Raw genomic sequence first — 17812 nt, forward strand, 5'->3', positions numbered from 1 at the left:
GCGTTGTCGGTCTCGCTGACTCACATAAAGTTACACACCCACCCACCTAAACACCAAAACCCCAGCTCAACGCACTAAAACAACAGCAGAGCCAGAAACCTTCAAGTCTGGAACCCTGGAAAACGGCAGAAAGTAGCTAGTTAATGGGTGACTCGCTGGATATCTGCGCCGAGCGCCCGGAGGTTCTCCACGAAACGCGGGTAGCCACGGTCAATATGGAAGACATCGTGAACCTCGGTCTCATCATCGGCAACCAATGCTGCGAGGACCAAGCCAGCACCGGCACGAATATCGGAGCTCCATACTGAAGTAGAAGAAAGCTGCTCGATTCCCCGGATAACCACATGGTGGCCATCGATGGTGGCATCGGCACCGAGTCGCAGCATTTCATCAACGAAGCGGAATCGAGATTCGAAGACATTCTCGGTAATCACGCTCGTGCCTTCAGCAATCGCGGCAATACCGATTGCCATGGGCTGCAGATCTGTGGGGAAACCCGGGAATGGCAGGGTCTGATAGTCCACCGCCTGCGGGCGTCGATCCATCCTTACCCGGAATCCGGTGGCAAAGGTCTCCACTTCAGCGCCGGCGATCTTCAGCTTCTCAAGTGCGAGGTGCAGATAGGTAGGCGAGATTCCACCGACGGTAATGTCACCCTGAGTTATGGCAGCAGCGTAAGCCCAGGTGCCGGCGACTATGCGGTCACCGATGACCTCATGTTCGGTGGGGTGGAGTTTCTCCACACCCTGGATGGTGATGGTGCTGGTTCCAGCACCCTCCACCTGAGCACCCATGGAGTTCAGCATGTTGCAGAGATCGATGATCTCGGGCTCACGGGCGGCATTGTCCAGGACAGTTGTCCCCTTTGCCAGCACCGCAGCGGTGAGAATGTTCTCGGTGGCTCCGACCGAGGGGAAGTCCAGAGAGATATTGGCGCCGATGAGCTCATCCGCCTCGGCAACGACAGCGCCGTGCTGGATCCGGGTGCGGGCTCCGAGCTTCTCCAGGCCAGATTGATGCATGTCCAACGGGCGGGAGCCGATGGCGTCACCACCCGGGAGCGCCACCACTGCCCTACCGCAACGCGCAGTCAGCGGTCCGAGCACGCAGACCGAAGCCCGAAACTGACGGACCGCATCGAAATCGGCATCGCTCTTGATTATCGCGGGCGTGGTTATGCTCACGACGGGGCCTTCCAGCTCCACCTCACAGCCGAGTCCCTCGAGCACCTTCTGCATCAACGGGACGTCGAGAATCTCGGGACAGTTGGTCAGAGTGGTCGTCCCCTCTGCCAGCAATGCCGCGGCCATGAGTTTGAGAACGCTGTTCTTGGCACCGTCTACCTTCACCGAGCCCTGTAGTCGGGCTCCGCCTTTTACGAGAAAAGATTCCTTCACGGTTCCTCAGCGTAGCGGTTTTAGCGCCAACTCGGGCGAGCCCGAGAATAATGAAGGACGGCCCGGAAAATTCCGGGCCGTCCTCAATTGAAGCTGCAGGTCAGGGCAAAGCGCCGATACGGCGGGCTGCATTGACTGCTTCATAGCGGGTGTGTGCACCAAGTTTGCGCATCACCGAGCGCAAATAGCTCTTGACGGTCTCCGCTCCGATACCCATTTCCTCAGCAGCCTCGACGTTGGTGTGCCCCAGGGCGACACAGGAGAGCACGTCGAGTTCACGGGCGGAGAGCTTCGTCGACTGCTTAACCCGGACCGGGCTGACCATCTGGTCACAGAGGACCTCGAGTTCCTTACGTAGAGACTCATCATCAACCCGGTTGGCAAGCATGCGGAGCTTGGAGTGGGTGGAACGAACCTGCTCCCACTCCGCGCCATTCATCACACGGCCCTGCTTGCCCACGCCGGCCCGGCCGCCCTCAGAGCGACGGAGTGCGGAGTTGACGGCCAGATCCTGTTCCAGGGAGCGGGCGGTCATGGTGACTTCCTCAATGACCTTATCCCCCAGCCGGACCGGGGAGTGGACGCCGACATAGAGGACACCACGAATCTCACGCTGGACGATCACCGGCACTGCAACGATCGAGTGCAGACCTTCATCCTGTATCGCCCGGTCATATTCATGACTGATCACGCTCGCGCGGGTGTAATCACTGACACCGACGGGGCGTCGAGTGGAGACCACGCGCCCCCCAACCCCGACTCCTGGCTCAATAATCAGGTTGTGAAGTGCCGGAGTTCGAAGACCCACCCATTGGGTGATCTGGAGGCGATTATCGGCCAGCAGGCTGGCGTACATCGTCACTGGAATTCCCGTCGCGGTCTTCAACGAGGTCAATGCCACCCGGATAGCTTCTTCATCTTCATTCATACGCTGCGAATCCACCGTTACCATCCTGCGATACACCCTTCCAGGTGTAACCACTGCTACACCCCATTGGGAGCTGAAATCACTAACAAGTGTGAAGTATATAGCGTCAACGGGGGTAATAGAAACTCGAGTACCACCGGTCATCGAAGAACTTATTAGTTGTTAGATACACCAATAGTGGGGGTAGCGGCCCCCACCGGCACATATGACAAGGGTAACCCACACTCTTCCCAGGATTTTGACAGGTTCAGATGTTAGGGACATTACAAATAGCGCCCGGAGCCCGTCCGAGAGCGCAAACGATTCCACGCCTCCCCACCCGCGAACCAGGCAGACCACACTTACCGGCCATCGCCCGCGAAATCATGACAATCCAATCGGTCTGCCATAATCATACCGTGCTGTCTATTTATTTTGTGTATTATGGCTGTGATGGGTCACACCGCTTGTTCGTCCCGCGTCGGAACTCTCCGGCCCTGACTGAGGAAATGGCGGCCCAGAACGATTTCTGTTTGAGAGTTCACCCCGGAAACTAAGGAGCACCACCGAAGATGGGCAAGATCTACGGCAACATCACCGAAACCATCGGCCACACCCCGCTCGTTCGCTTGAACAAGATCACCGAAGGCCTCAAGGCTGAGATTCTGGTCAAGGTTGAATCCTTCAACCCTGCGAACAGCGTGAAGGACCGCATCGGCCTGGCCATCATCAATGCCGCTGAAGAGTCTGGCGCTCTGAAGCCGGGCGGCACCATCGTCGAGGCAACCTCCGGGAACACCGGTATCGCCTTGGCCCTCGTCGGCGCTGCCCGCGGCTACAAGGTCGTGCTGACCATGCCGGAGACCATGTCCAACGAGCGCCGTGTCATGCTCCGCGCTTATGGTGCCGAGATCGTCCTCACTCCGGGTGCCGCCGGTATGCAGGGCGCCAAGGACAAGGCTGATGAGATCATCGCCGAGCGCGAAGGCGCCATCCTGGCTCGCCAGTTCGAGAACGAGGCCAACCCGGCCATCCACCGCGCCACTACCGCCGAGGAAATCTGGGCGGACACCGAGGGCAACATCGATATTTTCGTTGCAGGTGTAGGCACCGGCGGCACCGTCACCGGTGTCGGCCAGGTCCTCAAGGAGCGCAAGCCGGACGTCAAGATCTACGCCGTCGAGCCCGAGGCTTCCCCGCTGCTGACCTCCGGCAAGGCTGGCCCGCACAAGATCCAGGGTCTGGGCGCCAACTTCATCCCGGAGGTCCTGGACCGCAAGATCCTCGACGACGTATTGCTGGTCTCCAACGAGGATGCCATCGCTGTCGCTCGTGAGCTGGGTGTCAAGGACGGCATCCTGGGTGGTATCTCCTCCGGTGCCAACGTCAAGGCTGCCCTCGAGCTGGCCAAGCTGCCGGAGAACGAAGGCAAGACCATCGTCACCGTCATCGCCGACTTCGGCGAGCGTTATGTCTCCACTGTTCTCTACGAGGACATCCGCGACTAATTTCCATCCCGCTGGGGAAGCCCTCTCCGGCATCGCAACGCCCGTTGCACTGGCCCTGTGCCAGTGCGGCGGGCGTTTGTCGTACCGGGTTCGGTGCGGCGTCGTTAAGCGCCGGGAAGACAGGGTCTGAATCTAATTGTTCTCAGGGGCCCACGGGAAGAGGTGCCCACTGCTAAACTCCCCTGTCATGTACAGCGTGTTGAAGACCATCCGTGAAGATCTTGCCAACGCCAGGGAGCATGATCCTGCTGCACGCGGTGACGTTGAGAATGCCATCGTCTACTCCGGGCTACACGCCATCTGGGCGCACCGCGTCGCCCACCGGCTCTGGCTCCGCGGCCTGAAGGGGCCGGCACGTATCCTCGCCCAGGGCACCCGCTTCCTCACCGGCATTGAAATTCATCCCGGCGCGACCATTGGCCGCCGATTCTTCATTGATCACGGGATGGGCATCGTCATCGGTGAGACCACCGAGATCGGTGAAGGTGTCATGCTCTATCACGGCGTGACCCTGGGAGGTCAGGTGCTGACCCAGACCAAGCGACACCCGACCCTCGAGGACAATGTCACCGTCGGCGCCGGGGCGAAGGTCCTCGGCCCGATCACCATCGGCGCAGGTTCCGCAATCGGGGCAAACGCGGTGGTGACCAAGAACGTCCCCACGGACCACATCGCCACTGGTATCCCCGCCAAGAACCGCCCGCGGGGGAAGGACGAGAAGATCAAGCTCGTCGACCCTGACTATTACAATATTTAAGTCCGCACACCCCTGATGACCGTGCTTTTCGACGCCCCCGTCCATACCAGCCAGCAAGGCTGCCGGATGGGGATTTCAACGTTATAGGCCCGGTTCAGACCACCCCGTTCTCGTAGGCGAAGACAACCACCTGGGCGCGGTCTCGCAGGGAAAGCTTCTGCAGCACCCGCCCCACATGAGTTTTCACCGTCTCCTCCGCTACGAAGAGCGCATCCGCGATCTCCGCGTTGGACCTCCCGGTGGCGATCTGCTCCAGGACCTCCCGTTCCCGGGGAGTGAGCGTTTCGAGAATTTTCGGTGCATGGCGGGGACGGGCTTTCCGGATGACCACTTCGGAGATCAACCGCCGGGTGACGGTGGGTGCGAGCAGTGCATCCCCGGCAGCGACCACATGTACCGCCCGGATCAGTTCCTTCGCTGGGGCATCCTTGAGCAGAAAGCCCGAACAACCCACCCGCAGCGCCTCATAGACGTAGTCATCGAGGTCGAAGGTGGTGAGCATGACGATGCTCGGTGCCGGCGAGAGCTTTCCATCCAGAATCTGCACGGCGGCCTCCAGTCCGTTGAGGTGGGGCATGCGTACGTCCATGAACACCACATCGGGGTGCAGCCGATTAACCTCCCGGACCGCTTCCTCGCCGTCTGCGGCGTCTCCGACCACCGAAATATCGGGTTGTGCATCGAGCAACGCCGCAAAACCCTGGCGCACCATAGCCTGATCATCAGCGATGAGGACTGTCACTGTCATACACCCAGTCTATCCACGACGGCGACACATCCTGCGGGTGGGAGCACCGGCAGGTAGCGGTGCCCGCTGCCCGGCTCCCGGGAATCAGATCCAGGCAGTGCCCACAGCGTCTCGACGGCCCCTGCTCCCCTGTCCCACAGCAGTCCCGGGTTCAATGCGGCCACCGGGTCATCGGCATTGATCGCCGAAACGGTGCAGGGGTCGACGGGTGCGGGGCGGGCTGCCCCGCCGGGGGCTCCCTGCCAGAGCCTGGCAGCCACCGGTACCGGTAGTGCCAGTTCTTCAAGACTCTCACGCCCGGCGGCAGCCCCGAGGCTCAGGCCCTGCACAATCAGCGCGGGGCGTTCTAACTCAGGCAGCTGTGCCAGGTGCTGTCCGACTTCGTGGAGCAGGGCTGCGGCGGACTCCCGGGCACGGTTCGGGTTGAGCAGATAGACCACCGCAGAGGGGGCGGCAGAGTAACGCATCGACACCGTGGCGATGTCCCCTCCGGCCCATCGTTCAAGGGCCGAAACCTGTTCGGGGTCAACCCATCCGGAACCGGTCGGCAGCATGACCACCAGGATCTCACGGTCGAAGCCACCAGCTGTCCGCAACTCTGTGACCGTGCGACGAGCCGCTTCCCCATCCTCGATTCCCCGGTGGTCGCCGTAGACGCGGACCGCACTCACCTCAGAGGCCTGGGTGAGCGCAAGCTCTGGGGAGGAAGACAGTGGCCCGGAGTCGAAGGCCCACCAGGTCAGCGACCAAGCCAGGACAGCACCGAGCAGGGTGAGCGCACCCGAGCGAATCAACGTGACCATGGCCAGTCCTCCTCCACCGGAGCGCCACCGCCCTGACGCAAGGTGTTCAGCTGCACCCCCACCGCGGCGAGCGTGGCCATCGTGTGGCAGCTAAAGCTCTCACAGTTTGCGCTGATCCGCCCGAAGAACTGCTCATCAATCGTCTCTCTTAGCCCCGGCGGGACCTTCTCACCCTCAGCCTCGGCGAACCGAAGCAGGTCATAGCCTAGGTCGTGGGTCTGACAAGCCGACTCAAAGGAAACCGGAAGAGGCACCGGAGAGGAACACTCCCCCTCAGGTTTTAAGGCGAATCCGTCCTGCTGGGTCGGGAAGTAGCCGAGCGGCTCCTCCAATTCCGCGGGGACACTGCCCTGCGCGATCAGCTGGCGGGCAGCAGTGACAGCCCTCCCCTCCGGGGTAGAGACCGTGGCCTCTACCCCGGAGGCCGCAGCCAACGGCAGAACGGCGAAAATACCGGCCAGGGTGAGCAGAACGGGGCGTCGATAAGTTCTCATGCACTTGAAATTATGGTCCCGGGATGCCCGGAGGGATCCCCCGGAACAGTGATCTTTCAGCCCCCTCTGGAGGGCTACCCCTCTGGGGGCAAGCGAAAATGGCTCTCCAGAGGGATCCGTTTCGGCACCCGTTGGCCTAGCGTCAGCATCATGAGAACGCGGACAAACCGGCGCCCTGGCGCGCGCACCTTCATCCTCACCCACTGGGAGTACATCTTCACCACGGCTCTCGCCCTGATCCTCTTCAGCGTGGCCTGGCCGACCTTCGGCGAAACCCACGCCGCACCGTTGATTCTCTGGCCGCTGCTCTCAGCGCTGGCTACCCTGCCGCTGATCCTCAGCCCCCGATACCCCGAATGGGCATGGGCCGCCATCTCGGTGGCCTGTGTGCTGGCGGTCCCACTGCGCTCGGCTGCCGGCTTTGAACTCGGCTGGCCGGTGACCTCCCACCTTGCGCTGACTTTCGCGCTGATCTGGGTCTTGTCCCGCGGTCAGTTGCGCCAGATCGGCTGGGTGGTGGGGATGTCCATGGCGCTCATGCTGTTTAACCCTTCCGCTGATTCTCGGATCGGTTGGGCGGTTGGGGTCGCCGTATTCTGTGCCTTCCTTCTGTTGATCCGTTGGTTGCGTACCTCTCGACGGCAGCTGGCCTCCTCCACGGTGGAACTGGCACTGAAAGCTGAGCTCTTTGCAGAAGAGGCGGATCTGCGTATCGTCGCGGAGGAACGGACCCGTCTGGTCCGCGACCTGCATGACGTGGTCGCTCACCAGATGTCCATGGTGGTGGTCCAGGCACAGTCTGCCCCCTACCGGCTGCAGAACGTCACCCCGGCGATCCACGCGGAGTTCGACGCTATCGCCGATACTGCCCGCTCGGCTCTCGATGAAGTGCGTAGCATGCTCGGGGTATTGCGTACTGACTCCGAAACCGGGTCTACTGCACCGGTCGGTGCCAACCAGATCATGCCGACGCTGACCAACGCCCGACGCTCAGGGGTCGACATCACCTGGAGCATTCAGGGCAATCTGCATGACATAGATGAGACTGCTGGTATCGTGCTCCACCGAATCCTGCAGGAATCACTGTCCAACGCCATGCGGCATGCCCCGGGGAGCAAGGTGTTGGTCACACTGAACGTTGCTGCGGAGTCCGGCACTCCAGGCCAGGTGGCTCGGCTTGAGGTTGCCAACGGGGCGGCTTCCGAGGGCGAGCTGCCGGTCCCTGAAACCGGCGGTGGCTCCGGGATTCAGGGCATGGGAGCCAGGGCCCGGGCAGTGGGTGGATCATTTAGCGCCAACCCTGAAGCTGACGGCGGATTCACCGTGATCGTGGACGTTCCACTCCGCCAGCGGGCCTAGCAGTTTCTCCCGCCGGGAATCAACAGATTAGAAGGGGATCCTCTAAACCGCGAGGTCCTTGTAGTCCTCGTTCTTGTTCAGGAAATGCTCCACCGCAGAGCAACCGGGGATGATCTTCAGCCCCTGCTCCCGGGTGTCATCGAGTGCGAAACGGATCAGCGGGGAGGACAGGCCCTGCCCGCGGAAAGCGGGGTCAATGACGGTGTGGTTGAAATTCCGAACGCCCTCGCCAGCAGCAGTGAAAGAAGCGAAGCCAGCCGGCTGGCCGTCAACCTCGATGTTGTAGCGGGAGTTAGCTGCGTCGTAGCTCAATGCGGTCTTCGGGTCAGACATAGTGGGGCTCCTTAGTTTTTGGATGTCTCTCAACAGTATGCCCAAGCTAACCGTTACTGTCACTGAATTATTCCGAGCTCCCAGGTTAAACAATAAGCTGCCCTGGAATCCACCCCGGGGAATAAGAAAACACCCTCACCAAAAGGTGAGGGTGTTGACTGTGGCCAGAGCCAGGATCGAACTGGCGACCTTCCACTTTTCAGGCGGACGCTCTACCGACTGAGCTATCTGGCCAGAAATTGTCACTGAGAACAATCTCAGCGACCCTGACGGGACTTGAACCCGCGACCTCCGCCGTGACAGGGCGGCGCGCTAACCAACTGCGCCACAGGGCCTTAAACATTGCTGTGGGACTTGCTCCCTGCAACGAGATGTAACTTTACACAGAGCCGTTCACCAACAGCAAATCCGCAGCTAAAGCGCATAATCGTTGATGTTCGCCGCAAACCCCCCGAAGGGCAACCACCGCAAGCTCCGCGCCGCGCAGTGAGGAATTCCCAGGGAGCGACCCCACGCCCCCTCACCCCAAACCTCGCTGTGTAATCCCAAGCCCGACCACTCCCTGGGATCCTGCCATCCCACCTGGAATCGGATTAAGGAAAACACTTCTGAAAAAGAGTCCATATCCCCGAATCTGCCGACCAACAGCAAAAAGCAAGGTCCCCACAATCCAATAATGGATTGTGGGGACCTTGTCGAATGGCGACCCTGACGGGACTTGAACCCGCGACCTCCGCCGTGACAGGGCGGCGCGCTAACCAACTGCGCCACAGGGCCATATTCTTTTTATTGAGATCTCACAGAAGCGAAATCTTCGTACTCCCAACGGGATTCGAACCCGTGTCGCCGCCGTGAAAGGGCGGTGTCCTAGGCCCCTAGACGATGGGAGCTCGCTGGAACAAACCAACCTGGGTTGGTTGCACTTGGCTGTGTAGAAATATACTTCAGAGTTCCCTGAAGAACAAAACCACAGCTCAGGGAGTAATAATCCCCTCCCCTGCCAGAGGGCTCCAAACACCATTAACCCCCTACCGGGAGATACCTCCCTAGGGTATAGTGAGCTGCAGTTATCACCACTCGGCCCTTGGTCGGCAGACGGAAGGAAGATCGCATGAGCACTTCGCAGACTCATTCCACCAGCGAAACCCTCAACCCAGATCTTGAGGCACCCCATGCAGCAACCGACACCTCCAGTACCGAGAACGGCCACCAGCACGGCTATGTTCAGGAAAAGGCAAAGTACCTCGCCCGCCTCAAGCGCATTGAGGGACAGACCCGCGGCATCCACCGCATGATCGACGAGGATCAGTACTGCATCGATATCCTCACCCAGATCAGCGCGGTGAACTCAGCCCTGGAGAATGTCGCATTGGCACTCCTAGAGGATCACCTGGGTCATTGTGTCACTCATGCCGCCGAAGAGGGCGGGACGGTGGCCGAGGAAAAGCTGGCGGAGGCCACCAAAGCTATCCGCCGTCTGGTTAAGTCCTGAGAATTTGCAGTCGACTCCACAAAATCAGTGCGGTCCAGGCAGTTGATCGCTAGGTTGGGGATTAGTCCCACCGGCCCGTGGATGGGAACCTAGCGATCAACCAGAAAGTGGTGTGGCATGAGCATCTTTGACAAGGCCAAGGAAGCCCTCAACAACGAGCAGCACTCTGATGCTGCCCTCGATAAGGCTGCGGACCTGGCCAAGGGCAAGCTTGGCGAGGACAAGGCCGATCAGATCAACCAGGTCCGCGATCAGGCCGACGATCGTCTCGGCGAGGGCAATCCCGAGCAGCAGTAACTGATCCACCTTTCGTGGCCCCGTGCCCGTTCCGCCGCCCGGTGGTGCGGGCATTTTTTATTGTGGTCGCATCCTGCCACCACGGAAGTCCTCAACTCCACCGCCCGTGACGGTAGAATATGTCAAGCGCTAACCCGCTGAGCCGGGTAGGTTAGGGCGGCCATCGCACCTTCTCCAGAAAGCAGTACGACATGAGCCTCCTCGACAAAGCCAAGGCCTTCCTCGGAAACGAAAAGCAGACCGATTCCCTGTTGGACAAGGCGGAGCAGCTCGCCAAGAGCAAGCTCGGCCACGATAAGGCTCAGCAGATCAACAAGGTCCGCAATCTCATCGATGATCGCATCGGCGATGAGAAATCAAAGCCCACGGAGGACAACCCCACGCCGGACAAGTAGTCCTCCAACTCCCCTACGTCCGGCCCACAGTATCAGTGGGCCGGACGTATTTTTGCTTCCCAGGCAAAGGATCAGCCGCGTGTACCAGACTTCCGGGCGGCCCGGGCACTCCAGCGCCCTTCACGCCGCTCCACCGCAATGGGGTGGTGGAAGGCCGCACTGATATTCGAGGTATTGAGCACCTCCTCCACGGGCCCGGCGGCGGTGATCATCCCCTCCGAGATGAGCATCGCGTGGGTGGTGTTTTCCGGCAGCTCCTCCAGGTGATGTGTCACCAGGATTGAGGTCAATTCCGGGTGGGAGCTGCCGAGGGAGTCGATGGTTTCCAGCAGTTGCTCCCGGGCTGCGACGTCGAGCCCGGTGGAGGGTTCGTCGAGAAGCAGCAGTGCCGGATCAGCGACCAGGGCCCGGGCGATCAGGGCCCGCCCGCGCTCTCCCTGCGAGAGGGTGGGCCAGCGTCCTTCCGCAATACTTCCCAGACCGAGCAGTTCGATCTGCGCCTGCGCCCGGGCCAGGTCATCTGGGGTCGGTGCCCAGCGCATCGGGGTATCGATGGTCCCGGTAATTCCTGTCAGCACCACGTCCACGACACTCAGCGGGGACCCCAGACGGTGCCGGGGGTTGACATGGCCGATATGACGTCGCAGCGTCGGCATGTCCACCCGTCCCAGGCGGTGGCCGAGCACGTCGACCGTCCCGGTCGTCGGAAAGCTCTCGGCGCCGCAGAAACCGAGGAGGGTGGATTTGCCGGCACCGTTGGGCCCGAGCATCGCCCAATGTTCGCCACGCCCCACGGTGAAGCTGACCCCGTGGAGGATCTCTTTGCCGCCGCGGCGGAAGGTGACGTCCTCCAGTCTGATCACCTGGCCGCTCATCGGTGGTTGGCGAGCGCGAATGGCGGGCGCTGCAGCCCCTCCCCCAGGGCCTCCGCAGGATCCGTGCCCAGTTCGATGATCCGGTTCTCCGCGTCGACATGGACCACCGCAGGCTGGAACTCGCGCGCTTCTGCGGTGCTCATCTGGGCGTAGGTGATCAAAATGACGATGTCTCCGATATCAATGAGATGGGCTGCCGCACCATTGATACCCAACACCCCGGAGCCCCGCTCGCCGGCGATGGTGTAGGTCTCCAGACGGGCGCCATTGCTCACATCAACGATGGACACCAGCTCACCCGGCAGGATATCGGCGGCATCCAGCAGATCCTGATCCACGGTCACCGAACCGACATAGTGCAGGTCAGCATGGGTGACGGCGGCGCGGTGAATTTTGGACTTGAACATGGTGCGATTCATTCATCTCTCCCTCAAGACGGTTCAGGAGGATTCTATCGCGTGGGTGCTTTGCACCCCCAAAACAGCTTTTCGACGCTCGCGCCAACGAGCAGCTCCGCGGCCTTCGGGCGGGCACCCACACCTCCCGCCCCCGGCAGAACATCCGGCAGAACAGAGCCGATCAGGGCTGTATCACGCCTGGTGAGTGTAGGATACTGACAATCAAATGCCGTGGTCAGTTTGCTCGTACGCGGCTACTTTCAGGTTGAGCACCGTCAAACGAACGAGGTTGATGTCCCATCACTCAGGAACCGATTGCGGAGGCTCCGCTGCTGACCTGGGAATATGCCGGGGTGACTGAGTCCGCCAGGTGGTGGTCCACCAATGACCGCCCGGCACCCAAGAAACTAGTCGCGGTAGATGACCGACTCACCGCGGATCAGGCAGTAAAATATGCCTCCCAGGGCACCGCAATGCTGTGGCTGGGCGATTTTCACAATGCAAAACAGATTCTGAGCGCGATTGACCGACGCCTGGACAAGGGTGGCAAGAAGACCGCTGCACGGCCTCCCATGAGCGATGCGGATGAGTTCTACCGGATCCGCCAGGCCCGGGCACAGCGCTCACGGATGATGTCCCTGATTCTGGTGCCGCTCGCCTTCGACGGAGCGGGAGATTCGGCCGTACTACCGCTACCTCGGGCTCCGCAGGTTGGTCCGGCGGTGGAGTTTGGCTACGGTCCGCAATCGGGCTTCGCGGAAGGTGACGCCGTGGTGAGCCTGCAGGAACTCACCGGGGTGCTCAGCGCCTATCAGTGGTTCCTCAACGGCGTGGACGTTCCCAGCCTGGGTGCCAAGATTCATCCGCACTACGGAACGTTCCTGCCCACCCGCCACGAGTACGTTGACCTCGTGGCCCAGGCACCGCTGAACAACCAGGCCCTGGCGTTCGATATCGGCACCGGCACCGGTGTGTTGGCCGCTGTGCTCGTGAACCGTGGCATGAAAAAGGTGGTGGGCACAGATCTCCACCAACGCGCCGTGGACTGCGCAAATGACAACTTCGCCCGCCTGGGAATCAGCGAAGCAGCCCAGGCTCAACTGACCAGCATGTTCCCGGTAGGAAGGGCGCCGTTGATTATCTGCAACCCCCCATGGTTGCCGGGCAGTGCGCCGACCACTCTCGATGCGGCGGTCTATGATCCCGGCAGCAAGATGCTGTTGCAATTCCTGGAAGGGCTACCGCACCACCTCACTGCTGATGGGGAAGGCTGGCTCATCCTCTCCGATCTGGCCGAGCTGCTGGGCCTGCGCAGCCGACAGCTGCTGCTGGACGCCATTGACCGGGCGGGGCTGCAGGTGATTGACCGGCTCGACACCACGCCCACCCATGGGCGGGCTAAGGACAGCTCCGATATTTTGCATGCCGCACGCTCGCGGGAAGTCACCTCACTGTGGCGGCTGCAGACAAAAAGGTAGGTGGGGTCGGGGTGAGCACCCTCTGATCCTGCCCTCTAATCCTGCAGCCGGATCAACACCGACGCCACCAGGACTTAAGGTCTCAATCGAGTGTTCTTCAACCCAAAGTAACCGCCAAAGTACAAAACAGCGGCCCGCCACGAATGACGGACCGCTGTCTACAGGTCTCAAACCGGGAGTATCCCCAGTGTGAAGAACGACCTTGATGGTGGGCCCACCGGGACTCGAACCCGGGACCTGCGGATTAAAAGTCCGTAGCTCTACCAACTGAGCTATAGGCCCACGTTGCACACAATGACGCATGCAACGCCATCCAAGCTTAGTGCCTCGGGTACCGGAGCACGAAACCAGGCCCCCATTTAAAGGCCAGATACACCAAAAGCCCACGTCCCAGGGGTGGGAACAGCGGGCTTCTGATGCAGATTCCCCCAATGAACCGGGTGGAAACTTCGAGGCGGAACTAGCTCTTCATGGAGCCGTTCTTTGCCAGGTTGGTGTGGAACTCGAAGGCGGTGGCCAGGTCATGCGGGGTCTGCATGAACTTGTTGTCACCGGTGGTTGCCCGGGAGTAGTACTCCTCGAGCAGCGGACGGTAATCCGGGTGAGCCAACGCGATCATCTTGGCCACGCGCTCACGCGGAGCCAGACCGCGCAGATCGGCATAGCCGTACTCGGAGATGATGACCATGACATCGTGCTCGGTGTGGTCGGTGTGGGAGGCGAAGGGAACAATCGCGGAGATTGCGCCACCCTTGGCCACTGAGGGGGTGATGAAGGAGGAGATATAGGCATTGCGGGTGAAGTCACCGGAGCCGCCGATACCGTTCATGACCCGGGAACCGGACACGTTGGTGGAGTTCACGTTGCCGTAGATATCGGCTTCGATCAGACCGTTGGTGGCGATCAGGCCCACGCGGCGGATGACCTCCGGGTGGTTGGAGATCTGCTGCGGGCGCAGGATGATGGACTCGCGGTAGCGCTTGGCCTCATTGTTCATCTTCTCCGCGTACTCCGGGGAGAGCGCGAAGGAGGTGGCCGAGGCCACGGTCATCTTCCCGGCGTCGATAAGATCGAGCATGCCGTCCTGGATGACCTCGGTGTAGGCCGTGATGTTCTCGAACTTGGAGTCCAGCAGACCTGCCATCACGGCGTTGGGGACGTTGCCCACGCCGGACTGCATGATGTAGCCGTCATAGGACAGGCGACCGGCAGCAACTTCACTCTCGAGGAAGTCGAGGAAGTTTGCGGCGATCTGTTTGGAAACCTCATCCACCGGCTTGAAGGGTGCGTTACGGTCCGGGGCATCGGTCTCGACGATCGCGACGACCTTGGAGGTATCGATCTCCATGTAGTTCTGACCGATGCGGTCGCCCGGCTTGGAGATCGGGATGGAGATGCGGTTCGGCAGCTTCGGCATGGTCCAGATATCGTGCATGCCTTCAAGATCAGCGGACTGCCAGGAGTTGACCTCGAGGATGATGCGCTCAGCGGCGGCCATGTACTCGAGGTTGTTACCCACGGAGGAGGACGGAATGAGATGGCCGTCTTCGGTGATGCGGGTGACCTCGATGACGGCGACGTTCATCTGGCCGAAGAAGCCGTTCTCGACGTACTGTCCCGAGTGGGAGAGGTGGATGTCGGAATAACCCATCTTCCCCTCGTTGATCTTGCCGCGCATGATCGGATCGGACTGGTACGGCATGCGGAAACGGATTGCGTCCGCTTCTGCCAGCACGCCATCGCAGTCCGGGGCGGTGGAGGCACCAGTGAAAAGGTCGATGGTGTATTCGGCGCCCTGGTCATGGGCGCTCTTTGCGCGGTTGGCGATTGCGGTGGGCAGTGCCTTGGGGTAACCGGCACCGGTAAAGCCGGACATGCCGACCTTGTCACCGTGGTTCACGAACTGAGCGGCCTCATCTGCAGACATGACCTTTGCAGCCAGTGCTGCGTTGGCGATCCTCGCGGACATGTAATCCTCCTGATAAAGAACCCCTCCGCCACAGCTCAGCTCTGGTGGAGCGGTCCGGTTTTTCGGTTCCACGGCTGCTCCAGGGCAGATCCCACTTCCTCATGGAGTGCGATGAATACCCTGAGTGCCGTACTTTGGTTGCGTTCCCAACATTAGCGGATTCCGATTCCCACTGTGCCAGAGGGCACATTCTGCCGAGAGCCGACCAAGCACACAATCCAACTTCTGGAAACGGGTTTGGCCAGAGGGTATGGAGGTAGGACAATGGGGTGGTGACTCTCAAGATCGGTTCTCTTTCCCTCAACTCCCCTGTCATCCTTGCCCCGATGGCCGGGGTGACCAATGTCGCCTTCCGCACGCTGTGTCGTGAGCAGGAGATCCAACGGACCGGCACGGTCGCTGGTCTCTATGTCTGCGAGATGATTACCGCCCGTGCCCTGGTCGAGCGCAATGAGAAGACCCTGCACATGATGTCCTTCGCCCCGGAGGAGGACCCCCGGAGTGTGCAGCTCTACACCACGGACCCGAAGTACACCTACGAGGCCGCAAAGATGATCGTCGATGAGAACCTGGCGGATCATATCGACATGAACTTCGGCTGCCCGGTCCCGAAGGTGACCCGTCGAGGCGGCGGTTCCGCGCTTCCTTATAAGCGCCGCCTCTACGGCAATATCGTCGCCGCTGCTGTCCGGGCCACCGCAGGCAGCGATGTCCCGGTGACCGTGAAGTTTCGTATCGGCATTGACGATGAGCATCACACGCACCTCGACGCCGGCCGCATCGCCGTCGAGGAAGGTGCCGCAGCGGTGACCCTGCATGCCCGCACCGCCGCCGACCGCTACTCCGGTGAAGCGAATTGGAATGAAATCACCCGGTTGAAGGAACACCTCTCCGACTCGGGGGTACCGGTGCTCGGCAATGGAGATATCTTCGCCGCTGAGGACGCGCTCCGCATGATGGAGCAGACCGGCTGCGACGGCGTCCAGGTCGGCCGCGGTTGCCTGGGTCGCCCGTGGCTTTTCGCGGAGCTCTCGGCGGCGCTGCGCGGTGAGGAGATCCCTGCCGAGCCGACCTTGGGCGAGGTCACCCGGATCGTCTATCGCCATGCGGAACTGCTGGCAGCCCATGACGGCGAGGAGCGCGCCTGCCGCGATCTACGCAAGCACATGGCCTGGTATCTCCGTGGCTTCCCGGTGGGCGGTGAACTGCGTTCCAACCTCACCCGGGTTAGTTCCCTGGCGGAACTTCGTGAGGCGATGGCCCCCTGGGCGGATTCCGAGTCCATGGCCGTGGATGCCGAGGGTTCCCGCGGCCGTCAGGGTTCGCCCTCCAAGGTCACCCTCCCCGATGGCTGGCTCGACGACCCCGAGGATGAGACCGTTCCGGTCGGCGCAGATCTGATGAACTCCGGCGGTTAACTCCGCCCACCATGACGCCCGGGAATGCTCACCTTGAGGCGGCATCGCTCTCGGGTTGTGCTCCGAAATCGGGATTTTCGAGCTCAACAATCAAGCGTACTCTGAGGAAAATCCCTATAGTTGGCGGCATGCGTACCGCCTACCGTGAGCACCTCGATGCCTTCGCACATGACCTTATCGTCATGTGCGACGTGGTTCAGGGCATCATGTCCCAAGCCTCTGATGCGCTCCTGCGTGGTTCACTTGAGTCCTCCGAGAACGCTCTTTCCATGAGCGAAGAATTGGAGGAGATCCGCGTCCGCTGCGATGAGCGGGCCGTTCAGTTGCTCGCGCTTGAAGGTCCGGTAGCCCGCGATCTGCGCCAGGTCATCTCCTCCATCTACATTGTCGAGGATTTCAGCCGCATGGCGGCCTTAGCCATGCACCTCGCCAGCTCCGCCCGCCGCCGGCATCCCGAACTCGCCATCCCCAGTCCCCTGCTCGGCTATTTCGAGGAGTACGCCCGACTGACCAGGGACATGGCAGAAAAAACCCGAGATCTCCTCATCTCACCTGACCCCGATATCGCGCTGGTGCTGTCGGAGGAGGATGATGCTGTCGATGATCTCAATGATCACCTTCTGACCTTGCTGACCCAGCGCGAGTGGCCGCACTCCACCCGCCAGGCGGTGGATACCGCGATGGCAAGCCGCTTCTACGAGCGCTATGCGGACCACTGTGTGAATGTCGCTGGCCGCATCGTGTACCTGACCACTGGTCTCATGCCGGAAGAGTATCTGGCGAAGCGCCAACGCGATGAGGAAGATGCCGATATTCAGGCACGTTTCAAACAGTTGGAGCGTCAGTTCTACCGCCGGGATAACCCGCCGCAGTAGCATTCGGGTCTCGGCCGCTTGGCCGGGGTTCCTGCGTTTTCACGTCCCCGGCGAGTTCTAAGGCTGAGCCCGCGGTGAAGGGGCGCTCAACGGGTTGTGGGACGAGGCTCAGCCTCACCCCACAGGGCCTCAGCGACGCTTCTCGACGTCGAGGTATCCTCCGTCCCGCACACACCCCTCCCCCGCAACGGCGCGTCCCTGAGGAACCCCCGGAGGACCGTACAAAAATAAGGCCGTGGGGCCCAGGAACAAACACCGCCCCTGCCCCCCGCCCCCCCCTCTCCTTCGGAGAGAACCTCTCGAGGGAAC

18 protein-coding genes and 5 tRNA genes are annotated in these 17812 nt (G+C 61.2%); 9 read left to right on the forward strand and 14 right to left on the reverse strand.

Annotated elements, in window-relative coordinates; translation table 11 throughout:
• Nucleotides 1-140 precede the first annotated feature (140 nt).
• Together murA and ramA are read right to left on the reverse strand one after the other, a co-directional pair.
• On the reverse strand, nucleotides 141-1397 hold the full coding sequence (gene murA, locus ACTU46_RS10190; protein WP_443381537.1) for a UDP-N-acetylglucosamine 1-carboxyvinyltransferase: 1257 nt from the start codon (nucleotides 1395-1397) through the stop codon (nucleotides 141-143).
• 100 nt (nucleotides 1398-1497) lie between these two features.
• On the reverse strand, nucleotides 1498-2325 hold the full coding sequence (gene ramA / locus ACTU46_RS10195) for an acetate metabolism transcriptional regulator RamA (RefSeq protein ID WP_443381539.1): 828 nt from the start codon (nucleotides 2323-2325) through the stop codon (nucleotides 1498-1500).
• Between the two features lie 551 nt (nucleotides 2326-2876).
• Between ramA and cysK the strand changes: the two genes are divergently transcribed.
• Nucleotides 2877-3812, forward strand: coding sequence for a cysteine synthase A (gene cysK / locus ACTU46_RS10200; protein ID WP_443381541.1), 936 nt, complete (start codon nucleotides 2877-2879; stop codon nucleotides 3810-3812).
• A 187-nt stretch (nucleotides 3813-3999) separates the two neighbouring features.
• A complete protein-coding gene (epsC, locus tag ACTU46_RS10205; protein ID WP_443381543.1) occupies nucleotides 4000-4569 on the forward strand; it encodes a serine O-acetyltransferase EpsC in 570 nt (189 codons plus the stop codon).
• 94 nt (nucleotides 4570-4663) lie between these two features.
• Here the strand turns inward: epsC and ACTU46_RS10210 are convergent, their stop codons facing one another.
• The 3 genes from ACTU46_RS10210 to ACTU46_RS10220 are packed head-to-tail and all read right to left on the reverse strand — an operon-like array spanning nucleotide 4664 to nucleotide 6614.
• Nucleotides 4664-5317 carry a response regulator gene (locus ACTU46_RS10210; protein WP_443381545.1) on the reverse strand — a complete coding sequence of 218 codons (654 nt, stop codon included), beginning with the start codon at nucleotides 5315-5317 and terminating at the stop codon, nucleotides 4664-4666.
• Nucleotides 5314-6120 (reverse strand): alpha/beta-hydrolase family protein, encoded by an 807-nt coding sequence (locus tag ACTU46_RS10215; protein ID WP_443381547.1) that lies wholly within the window; start codon nucleotides 6118-6120, stop codon nucleotides 5314-5316. Before ACTU46_RS10215 ends, ACTU46_RS10210 begins: the two co-directional genes overlap by 4 nt.
• Complete coding sequence (locus ACTU46_RS10220; protein WP_443381549.1) at nucleotides 6108-6614, reverse strand: hypothetical protein; 507 nt, start codon at nucleotides 6612-6614, stop codon at nucleotides 6108-6110. Before ACTU46_RS10220 ends, ACTU46_RS10215 begins: the two co-directional genes overlap by 13 nt.
• A 150-nt stretch (nucleotides 6615-6764) precedes the next feature.
• On the opposite strand from ACTU46_RS10220, the gene ACTU46_RS10225 reads away from it, so the two are divergent.
• Entirely contained in the window at nucleotides 6765-7973 is a 1209-nt protein-coding gene (locus tag ACTU46_RS10225) for a sensor histidine kinase (RefSeq protein WP_443381551.1), read from the forward strand.
• A 42-nt stretch (nucleotides 7974-8015) separates the two neighbouring features.
• On the opposite strand, the gene ACTU46_RS10230 is transcribed toward ACTU46_RS10225, so the two are convergent.
• The 5 genes from ACTU46_RS10230 to ACTU46_RS10250 all read right to left on the reverse strand — a co-directional run bounded on the left by ACTU46_RS10230 (nucleotide 8016) and on the right by ACTU46_RS10250 (nucleotide 9196).
• Nucleotides 8016-8306 carry a GNAT family N-acetyltransferase gene (locus ACTU46_RS10230; RefSeq protein WP_443381553.1) on the reverse strand — a complete coding sequence of 97 codons (291 nt, stop codon included), beginning with the start codon at nucleotides 8304-8306 and terminating at the stop codon, nucleotides 8016-8018.
• 161 nt (nucleotides 8307-8467) lie between these two features.
• Nucleotides 8468-8540: transfer RNA gene (locus ACTU46_RS10235), tRNA-Phe, on the reverse strand.
• Nucleotides 8541-8567: 27 nt separating this feature from the next.
• A tRNA-Asp gene (locus tag ACTU46_RS10240) sits at nucleotides 8568-8641 on the reverse strand.
• Between the two features lie 365 nt (nucleotides 8642-9006).
• Nucleotides 9007-9083, reverse strand: a tRNA-Asp gene (locus ACTU46_RS10245).
• A gap of 40 nt (nucleotides 9084-9123) precedes the next feature.
• A tRNA-Glu gene (locus ACTU46_RS10250) sits at nucleotides 9124-9196 on the reverse strand.
• Nucleotides 9197-9417: 221 nt separating this feature from the next.
• On the opposite strand from ACTU46_RS10250, the gene ACTU46_RS10255 reads away from it, so the two are divergent.
• The 3 genes from ACTU46_RS10255 (at nucleotide 9418) to ACTU46_RS10265 (ending at nucleotide 10490) form a co-directional block, all read left to right on the forward strand.
• Entirely contained in the window at nucleotides 9418-9798 is a 381-nt protein-coding gene (locus ACTU46_RS10255; RefSeq protein ID WP_443381555.1) for a metal-sensitive transcriptional regulator, read from the forward strand.
• A 117-nt stretch (nucleotides 9799-9915) separates the two neighbouring features.
• Nucleotides 9916-10095, forward strand: a complete 180-nt coding sequence (locus ACTU46_RS10260; RefSeq protein WP_443381557.1) for an Rv0909 family putative TA system antitoxin — start codon at nucleotides 9916-9918, stop codon at nucleotides 10093-10095.
• 191 nt (nucleotides 10096-10286) lie between these two features.
• Entirely contained in the window at nucleotides 10287-10490 is a 204-nt protein-coding gene (locus tag ACTU46_RS10265) for an Rv0909 family putative TA system antitoxin (RefSeq protein ID WP_443381559.1), read from the forward strand.
• Nucleotides 10491-10561: 71 nt separating this feature from the next.
• On the opposite strand, the gene ACTU46_RS10270 is transcribed toward ACTU46_RS10265, so the two are convergent.
• Nucleotides 10562-11365, reverse strand: coding sequence for an ABC transporter ATP-binding protein (locus tag ACTU46_RS10270; protein WP_443381561.1), 804 nt, complete (start codon nucleotides 11363-11365; stop codon nucleotides 10562-10564).
• Nucleotides 11362-11784, reverse strand: coding sequence for an aspartate 1-decarboxylase (panD, locus tag ACTU46_RS10275; RefSeq protein WP_443381563.1), 423 nt, complete (start codon nucleotides 11782-11784; stop codon nucleotides 11362-11364). The genes ACTU46_RS10270 and panD overlap by 4 nt, the downstream gene beginning before the upstream one ends.
• 332 nt (nucleotides 11785-12116) lie before the next feature.
• On the opposite strand from panD, the gene ACTU46_RS10280 reads away from it, so the two are divergent.
• The gene (locus ACTU46_RS10280; protein ID WP_443381565.1) at nucleotides 12117-13241 is read left to right on the forward strand and encodes a methyltransferase; all 1125 of its coding nucleotides are present in this window, start codon (nucleotides 12117-12119) and stop codon (nucleotides 13239-13241) included.
• A gap of 206 nt (nucleotides 13242-13447) precedes the next feature.
• On the opposite strand, the gene ACTU46_RS10285 is transcribed toward ACTU46_RS10280, so the two are convergent.
• Both ACTU46_RS10285 and ACTU46_RS10290 read right to left on the reverse strand, forming a co-directional pair.
• Nucleotides 13448-13523 (reverse strand) — tRNA-Lys (locus ACTU46_RS10285).
• Nucleotides 13524-13701: 178 nt separating this feature from the next.
• Entirely contained in the window at nucleotides 13702-15210 is a 1509-nt protein-coding gene (locus ACTU46_RS10290) for an acetyl-CoA hydrolase/transferase family protein (protein WP_443381567.1), read from the reverse strand.
• 272 nt (nucleotides 15211-15482) lie between these two features.
• Between ACTU46_RS10290 and dusB the strand changes: the two genes are divergently transcribed.
• Together dusB and phoU are read left to right on the forward strand one after the other, a co-directional pair.
• Entirely contained in the window at nucleotides 15483-16628 is a 1146-nt protein-coding gene (gene dusB / locus ACTU46_RS10295) for a tRNA dihydrouridine synthase DusB (RefSeq protein WP_443381569.1), read from the forward strand.
• A 128-nt stretch (nucleotides 16629-16756) separates the two neighbouring features.
• The gene (phoU, locus tag ACTU46_RS10300) at nucleotides 16757-17503 is read left to right on the forward strand and encodes a phosphate signaling complex protein PhoU (protein ID WP_443381571.1); all 747 of its coding nucleotides are present in this window, start codon (nucleotides 16757-16759) and stop codon (nucleotides 17501-17503) included.
• Nucleotides 17504-17812: the final 309 nt, after the last annotated feature.

It is taken from the genome of Corynebacterium sp. A21, assembly GCF_052266655.1.
Taxonomy (GTDB): Bacteria; Actinomycetota; Actinomycetes; order Mycobacteriales; family Mycobacteriaceae; genus Corynebacterium.